An 8373-nucleotide genomic window follows, 5' to 3' on the forward strand; every position below is an offset into this window, starting at 1 on the left:
CAATCGATGCGCTTAGATCGCCTAACCGCCACATTACAAACTGCATTATCCAATGCCCAATCAGCAGCTGTTGGTCGCGACCATAACAGCCTCGATCCCGTGCATTTACTGGATGCTTTATTAACGCCCGCCGACAGCGCCATTGCACCGATGATTTCGCAAGCTGGCGGTCAGCTGCCGCGCCTGCGCGTAGCTCTTAGCAAAGCGCTCGACGATCTGCCGCGCATCGCCAAATCCAGTGGCGAAATGGCACCGAATCCAGACCTAATACGTGTGCTCAATCTTGCCGATAAACTCGCGCAAGAAAAACACGACAGTTTCATCGCCAGCGAGTGGGTGCTGCTCGCCTGCATAGACGCCAATACCACGGCGGGTAAATTACTCACGCAATCAGGCCTTACTCGCGATTCATTGAGCAAAGTCATCGATGGCTTGCGCGGCGGCGAAAACGTCAACAGCGCTGGTTCCGAAGAGCAGCGCCAAGCCTTAGAAAAATACACCATCGATCTCACCGAGCGCGCTCGAGCTGGCAAGCTCGACCCAGTCATCGGCCGCGATGAAGAAATTCGCCGCACGCTACAAGTGCTTTCGCGGCGTACCAAAAATAATCCCGTACTCATTGGTGAGCCTGGCGTCGGTAAGACCGCCATCGTAGAAGGTCTAGCGCAGCGCATCGTCAATGGCGAAGTGCCCGATAGCCTGAAATCTAAAAGCGTTTTATCGCTAGATATGGGCGCGCTCATTGCTGGTGCCAAATTTCGTGGCGAGTTCGAAGAGCGCCTGAAGTCAGTACTCACCGCCCTGGCCAAACGCGAAGGCCAAGTCATTTTGTTTATTGACGAAATCCACACCATGGTCGGCGCTGGTAAAGCCGAAGGCGCGATGGATGCCGGCAATATGCTCAAGCCCGCACTGGCTCGCGGTGAATTGCATTGCGTTGGTGCCACCACGCTCGATGAGTATCGCCAATACATTGAAAAAGATGCCGCACTTGAACGCCGCTTCCAAAAAATTCAAGTCGATGAGCCCAGCGTGGAAGACACCGTGGCCATTCTTCGCGGCTTGAAAGAGCGCTACGAATTGCACCATGGCGTCGATATTACCGATCCAGCGATTATTGCAGCCGCACGCTTGTCGCATCGCTACATCAGTGATCGCAAGCTGCCCGACAAAGCCATTGACTTGATCGATGAGGCAGCGTCGCGCATACGCTTGGAAATGGATTCACGCCCGGAGTCCATGGATCGTTTAGATCGCCGCCTCATTCAGTTGAAAATGGAGCGTGAGGCGCTGAAAAATGAAGACGATGCCGCCTCGCAGCAGCGCTTGGTGAAGTTGGAGGAAGACATCCTCAAGCTCGAACGTGAATACGCCGATCTCGATGAGATCTGGCGTAGTGAGAAATCCTCGGTGGCCGGCGCACAGCAAGTCAAAGAGCTGCTAGAGAAGGCGCGCCTGGATTTCGATGCCGCTAAACGCCAAGGCGATCTAGAGACAATGTCAAAGTTGCAGTACGGCAGCATCCCTGAATTAGAAAAGCGTTTGGCTGAGGCGCAAAATGGCGAGCGCCCAGAGGCAACATTGCTGCGTAGCAAAGTCACTGAAGCTGAAATCGCTGAAGTAGTTGCGCGCACAACCGGCATTCCCGTGGCGCGCATGCTCGAAGGCGAACGCGACAAACTGCTAAGAATGGAAGCAGTGCTCACCGAGCGCGTCGTTGGTCAAGACGAGGCCGTGAAAGCCGTGGCCAATGCCGTGCGCCGCTCGCGTGCCGGCCTTACCGATCCCGATCGTCCTAGCGGTTCTTTCCTATTTTTAGGCCCAACCGGCGTTGGTAAGACTGAGCTGTGCAAAGCACTGGCGAATTTCCTTTTCGACAGTGATGACGCCATGGTGCGTATCGATATGTCGGAGTTTATGGAAAAACACTCGGTGTCACGCTTGGTTGGCGCACCTCCAGGCTATGTTGGTTATGAGTCTGGCGGCACATTGACCGAAGCTGTGCGTCGCAAACCCTACTCCGTCGTTTTGCTCGATGAAGTCGAAAAAGCACACCCTGATGTGTTCAATATCTTGCTGCAAGTGCTCGAAGACGGTCGTCTCACCGATGGCCAAGGCCGTACTGTCGACTTCCGCAATACCTTGATCATCATGACCTCGAACTTGGGCGCAGACTTGATTCAAAGCCTGACGCAAGCCGGGCAGGGCGATCAAGTACGTGCAGCGGTCATGGAGGCTGTGCATCGTCATTTCAGGCCGGAGTTCGTCAACCGTATTGATGAGACTGTGGTCTTTGCTCCATTGGGCGAGGCACAAATCCGTGTCATCGCCGATATTCAGCTGGATCGTCTACGCCAGCGCTTAGCCGATCGCGAGCTCAAGCTGGAACTCAGTGATGCTGCCATGGCGCATTTGGCTGCTGTCGGCTTTGATCCTTTGTATGGCGCGCGACCTTTGAAACGTGCCATTCAGGCTGAGCTCGAAAACCCGCTAGCCGACCACTTGCTGCGCGGTGACTTCGTTGCTGGCGATACAATCTTTGTAGAACTAGAGCAGGGTGTGTTGGTATGTCAGCGCCCAAGACTGCATTAAGCGCAGTTAAAGGCTTGACATATAAACGCTGTGCATAAAAAATACTCAGCTTCATGGAGGGCGCCGACACGCTGACCACCCTCAGCAAATCGGCGCCAGAGCAGCGATTGCTCTGATTCGAGACGCGTACCTCGCCGTCTTATACTGCCTGCTCTGCAACACGCTGTGCGCACCCGCAGCCAGCACGTTGCCACCTCGACCCCGAGGTCAAGAGCATCTGCATCAGCCCCCATGAGTACAGCGCCTGTGGTAAGATTCGGCCCCTTAAAGGCGGCCGCGCGCAGGCATAGCCATTCCTAAAAATAGGGTGAATTGTGGAACAGTTATCAGGCGGTGAAATGCTCATCCGCGCGCTTGCAGATGAAGGCGTGGAGTTTCTATTTGGTTATCCCGGCGGGGCGGTGTTGCATATTTACGATGCCATCTTCCAGCAGGATAAAGTCAAACATATTTTAGTGCGTCATGAACAAGCTGCCGGCCATGCTGCCGATGGCTATGCGCGTGCCACTGGCAAAGTCGGCACCGTATTGGTGACTTCCGGCCCCGGCGCGACCAATACGGTCACCGCGATTGCCACGGCTTATATGGACTCGATCCCCTTGGTGGTGATCTCGGGCCAGGTGCCATCGAACTTGATTGGCGAAGATGCCTTCCAAGAAACCGATATGGTTGGCGTCAGCCGTCCTATCGTGAAGCATAGCTTCCAAATTCGGCACGCCAGCGAAATTCCGGCTGTGGTGAAAAAGGCGTTCTATATTGCTGCCTCTGGTCGTCCAGGCCCCGTCGTTATCGACGTGCCGAAAGACTGCACCAACCCGAATGAGAAATTCCCTTACGAATATCCCGCCAAGGTCAAGTTGCGTTCATACACGCCGCCAGGCCGTGGCCATGCCGGTCAAATCAAAAAAGCTGTGGATGAGTTGCTGGCCGCAAAGCGCCCAGTGATTTACGCCGGCGGCGGTGTCGTGCAAGGCAATGCCTCCGGGTTGCTCACTGAACTCGTGCGCACCTTGGGCTATCCCTGCACTAACACGCTGATGGGTCTTGGTGCTTTCCCAGGCACCGACCCGCAATTCATCGGCATGTTGGGCATGCACGGTACTTATGAAGCCAATATGACCATGCACCATAGCGATTTGATTCTCGCTGTTGGCGCACGCTTCGATGACCGTGTTACCAACAACACGCAAAAGTTCTGTCCGAATGCGAAAATCATTCACATTGACATCGACCCAGCGGCGATTTCGAAAACCATTATGGTTGATATTCCCATCGTGGGAGCCGTCGAACCTGTGCTTGCAGATATGCTTGCCTTGGTGAAAGCCACCGATGCGGCTAAGCCCGATGCTGAAGCGCTGAATATCTGGTGGGAGCAAATTGCGCAATGGCGTACCCGCCACGGCTTACGCTACGAAGCCGCCGCACCTGGGCAGATGAAGCCACAGCAAGTCGTTGAGGCGCTATATAAAGCCACCAATGGCCAGGCTTACATCACCTCTGACGTTGGTCAGCATCAAATGTTTGCCGCTCTCTATTACAAATACGATCGCCCGCGTCAGTGGATCAACTCTGGCGGCCTCGGCACCATGGGCTTTGGTCTGCCAGCGGCAATGGGCGTGAAGTTTGCTTTTCCAGACGCTACAGTTTGCTGCGTCACCGGTGAAGCATCGATTCAGATGAATATCCAAGAGCTGTCGACCTGCTTGCAGTACGGCTTGCCGGTGAAAATCATCAACATCAATAATCAGTCCTTAGGCATGGTTAAGCAATGGCAAGACATGCAATACGAAGGCCGTCACTCCAGCTCATACATGGGCTCACTGCCAGACTTCGTGAAACTAGTTGAAGCCTATGGCCATGTTGGTATGAAAATTACTGATCCAGCCGAGCTCGACAGCAAAATGGCCGAAGCCATGGCGATGACCGACAAGTTGGTGTTTTTGGACATCTATGTCGACCCTAAAGAGCACGTATACCCAATGCATATCGCCAAGGGTTCGATGCGTGACATGTTGCTAAGCAAAACGGAGCGTACGTGATCATGCGTCGTATTATTTCTCTTTTATTAGAAAACGAACCGGGTGCTTTGTCGCGTGTGGTTGGCCTGTTTTCGCAGCGTAACTACAACATCGAGTCACTGACTGTTGCGCCTACCGATGACGCCACGCTGTCACGCATCACGCTGACCACCTCTGGCGATGAGCATAAAATCGAGCAGATCACCAAGCAGCTAAACAAGCTGATTGAAGTTGTTAAAGTGGTTGATCTCAGTGAGGGTCAGCACATCGAGCGCGAATTGATGCTGATTAAGGTCAAGGCAATTGGTGCTGCTCGCGCTGAAATTAAGCGCACGGCGGATATTTTCCGGGGTCATATTGTTGATGTAACTCCTAGCGTCTACACCATTCAATTGACAGGCCCTAGCGAGAAGCTAGATGCCTTTGTCGAGGCATTGTCGGAAATCACTATTCTTGAAGTGGTGCGTACCGGCGTCTCTGGCATTGCGCGTGGCGATAAGGTGCTCAGCGTCTGATCTCGGCGTAATGAAAAAAAAGGCTCGCTTAATGCGGGCCTTTTTTATGCCAATGTGAATGCAATAAGCAGCGACTGCTATTCATCGCAAGCTCCGAAGCGCGCTACTCACTTGCTTTGCCGATTCCAAAACGCATTCACCAAAGGCTCTTTAAGCCTCTTCTCTAATGCAAACAAGCCAATGTCATAAGGCGTCAGCGGCGGCTCAATATCATAAGTACGAATTCGACTCGCCAATGGGCTGTTATCGAGCACGATTTGCGGCACTACACCTATGCCAAAGCCCAGACTCACCATACTAACAATAGCCTCGTTGCCACTAACCTGAGCATAAATTTTCGGCCGAATGCCATGACGGCGTAGCCAACGCTCAATTCGAGTCCGTGCCAAACCTTCCTCTGACAATATCATCGGCACATCTCGCCACCTCTCCAGTGTTGGCTGGCGAATTTGCTCATTACTCAGCGCTAAAGTGCTCAATGGTCCAATGAAGCGTAGATCGGAACGAGCTATGGGCTGAAATACAACGCCCGGCGGTAGGCTGTCTGGGCGCGCGCCAATGGCAATGTCTTCGCGCGCCTCCTGCACACGTTCGACAGCTTTTGCGGGATCACCGGTATGCAGCTTGATCTCTATATGTGGGTGATTACTGCGAAAATCATTCAAGATGTCATATAGAAAGCTGTAACTGGCGGTCACCGAGCAATACAGGCTGAGTTCGCCGCGTAAAATGTCGCTATCGTCTCGCATGGATTGGCGAAGGCTATCCCAGCCGCGCAATGTGTCGCCGGCATACTTCCGAAATAATCGGCCTTCGCGTGTCAGTGTCACCGAGCGGTTATCGCGCAGAAAGAGCGGGGCGCCAACACTATCTTCTAATTGCTTAATGCTGCGGCTTAGCGCCGATGGGCTGATGTGTTGTTCGCGGCTAGTGCGGCCGAAGTGCAAATTCTCAGCAAGGGCAAGAAAGAGCTGCAGGCTACGAGCGTCCATTAGGATGTTTCCTTTATCGGCATATTGCGTTGCAAATATATCATTTTACGCAATACAAAGGATGTCGTATGGTGCGCGTCACGGATCACCACGCTTATCGCGTGCATCCACCGATTACCCACACGAGCTTTTGGCTCACACGAGAGTGACATTATGAAAGTTTATTACGATAAAGATGCTGATCTTTCCATCGTTCGCGGTATGAACGTTGCCATTATCGGCTACGGCTCACAGGGCCACGCCCACGCGCAAAACCTGACCGACTCTGGCGTTAACGTCACCGTTGGCCTGCGCAAAAATGGCGCATCGTGGTCGAAAGTTGAAGCCGCCGGCATCAAAGTAGCTGAAGTTGACGCCGCTGTTAAAGGCGCCGACCTGGTGATGATTCTGCTGCCAGACGAAAACATTCCTGAAGTTTATGCCAACAACATTGCACCAAACATCAAGCAAGGCGCCACGCTAGCCTTTGCTCACGGCTTTAACATTCACTATAACCAAGTGATTCCACGCGCCGACCTGGACGTCATCATGGTTGCTCCTAAAGGTCCAGGCCACACTGTGCGCTCGGAATACCTGAAAGGCGGCGGCGTGCCTTCTTTGATCGCTTTGCACCAAGATGCTTCAGGTAATGCCAAGCAAGTAGCGCTGTCGTATGCAGCAGCCAACGGCGGCACTAAAGGCGGCGTTATCGAAACTAACTTCCGCGAAGAAACCGAAACCGACTTGTTCGGCGAACAAGCTGTGCTGTGCGGCGGCGCTGTAGAGTTGGTGAAAATGGGTTTTGAGACATTAACCGAAGCTGGTTATGCCCCAGAAATGGCCTATTTCGAGTGCTTGCACGAACTGAAATTGATTGTTGATCTGATGTACGAAGGCGGCATTGCCACCATGAACTACTCGATCTCCAACAACGCTGAATACGGCGAGTATGTTACTGGTCCAGAAGTGATCAACGAACAGTCACGCGAAGCTATGCGTAATGCACTGAAGCGCATTCAAACTGGCGAATACGCGAAGATGTTCATCTTGGAAGGTAAAACCAACTATCCAAGCATGACTGCTCGTCGCCGCCTCAATGCTGCTCACCCAGTGGAAATTGTTGGTGCTCAGCTACGCGGTATGATGCCGTGGATCTCGAAAAACAAACTGGTTGATCAAAGCAAAAACTAATTGCTCATGATGTGATCTAGATCGAAGGCTATGAAAGTGGCCTTCGGTCGCAAAAGCGCGACTTAGGTCGCGTTTTTTTTTGCCGAAGATTAAGATGTCTTCATCTTTTTGGGAGTTTCTTATGTCACAACCACACGATCACGATGATCATTCCGGCCTAACCTTCGAAGTCGTTGAAGAAGAGCATCTCGAGGGTGGTAAAAAGGCGCGGCATCGCGGTATTTACCTTCTGCCTAACTTATTTACCACAGCCGCTTTGTTTTCGGGCTTCTACGCCATCATCTCTGGCATGAATGGGCAATACGAGTCCGCAGCCCTTGCGATATTCCTGGCAGCGTTGTTTGACGGCATGGATGGCCGTGTGGCGCGCATGACCAATACGCAGAGTGCATTTGGAGCAGAGTACGACTCACTCTCCGATATGGTCTCCTTTGGTGTTGCGCCGGCCCTGGTGATGTTTAGTTGGTCATTACACACATTGGGCAAGCTCGGCTGGATTTGCGCGTTCATCTACTGTGTGGCGGCCGCCTTACGCTTGGCTCGCTTCAATGTGCAGCTAAATGTCGCTGATAAGCGCTACTTCATCGGTTTGGCGAGCCCATTGGCTGGTGCTATCGTTGCGGCAGTGGTTTGGGTTGGCGTCGATAACAAGCTACTTGAGCAATATCCTGAGCTTTCCATTGTTTCAGCGATCATTATTGTCTCGCTTGGCTTCCTAATGATCTCCAATGTGAAGTACTACAGCTTCAAAGAGCTTGATCGAAGCCGTGTTCCGTTTGTGGTGATGCTGCCGATAGTGCTGATATTTGGCATTGTTATGTACGATTTGCCTATCGGAATACTCGCAGTCTCCGTGCTTTATGCGGTTGCAGGCCCGATAGCAGCGGTGTGGAATCGCTGGCGCGGTAAGGCGGCGTAAAAACCGCTTAATCAACTATCAAGCGCTTACGCGGACTTCTGTCTATTTTACAGACAGTCAGTAATTGTTTTTCGAATAACTGTTGACGCCCTCTCAGGCATCCCTATAATGCGCCCCACACCAGCGCTGCTTCGGTAGCGAAACAAGATTAGTTGTGTAAAAACAGT

General features: G+C 52.6%; 6 protein-coding genes. 5 read left to right on the forward strand and 1 reads right to left on the reverse strand.

The window, feature by feature from the left end; all coding sequences use genetic code 11:
- Positions 1–6 precede the first annotated feature (6 nt).
- From clpB to ilvN, 3 genes are all read left to right on the forward strand, one after another.
- On the forward strand, positions 7–2592 hold the full coding sequence (clpB, locus tag ACFQ0F_RS11680) for an ATP-dependent chaperone ClpB (RefSeq protein ID WP_379072431.1): 2586 nt from the start codon (positions 7–9) through the stop codon (positions 2590–2592).
- 314 nt (positions 2593–2906) lie between these two features.
- Entirely contained in the window at positions 2907–4631 is a 1725-nt protein-coding gene (locus tag ACFQ0F_RS11685) for an acetolactate synthase 3 large subunit (protein ID WP_379072434.1), read from the forward strand.
- A gap of 2 nt (positions 4632–4633) precedes the next feature.
- Complete coding sequence (gene ilvN, locus ACFQ0F_RS11690) at positions 4634–5125, forward strand: acetolactate synthase small subunit (protein ID WP_340674827.1); 492 nt, start codon at positions 4634–4636, stop codon at positions 5123–5125.
- A 107-nt stretch (positions 5126–5232) separates the two neighbouring features.
- Here ilvN and ilvY read toward each other — a convergent pair whose 3' ends face one another.
- Entirely contained in the window at positions 5233–6117 is an 885-nt protein-coding gene (ilvY, locus tag ACFQ0F_RS11695) for an HTH-type transcriptional activator IlvY (RefSeq protein WP_379072438.1), read from the reverse strand.
- A 153-nt stretch (positions 6118–6270) separates the two neighbouring features.
- Between ilvY and ilvC the strand changes: the two genes are divergently transcribed.
- Entirely contained in the window at positions 6271–7287 is a 1017-nt protein-coding gene (gene ilvC / locus ACFQ0F_RS11700; protein ID WP_340674825.1) for a ketol-acid reductoisomerase, read from the forward strand.
- A gap of 121 nt (positions 7288–7408) precedes the next feature.
- Positions 7409–8206: a CDP-diacylglycerol--serine O-phosphatidyltransferase gene (gene pssA / locus ACFQ0F_RS11705; RefSeq protein WP_340674824.1), complete on the forward strand. Its 798-nt coding sequence runs from the start codon at positions 7409–7411 to the stop codon at positions 8204–8206.
- Positions 8207–8373: the final 167 nt, after the last annotated feature.

Source organism: Paraperlucidibaca wandonensis (assembly GCF_042677145.1).
Classification (GTDB): domain Bacteria; phylum Pseudomonadota; class Gammaproteobacteria; order Pseudomonadales; family Moraxellaceae; genus Perlucidibaca; species Perlucidibaca wandonensis.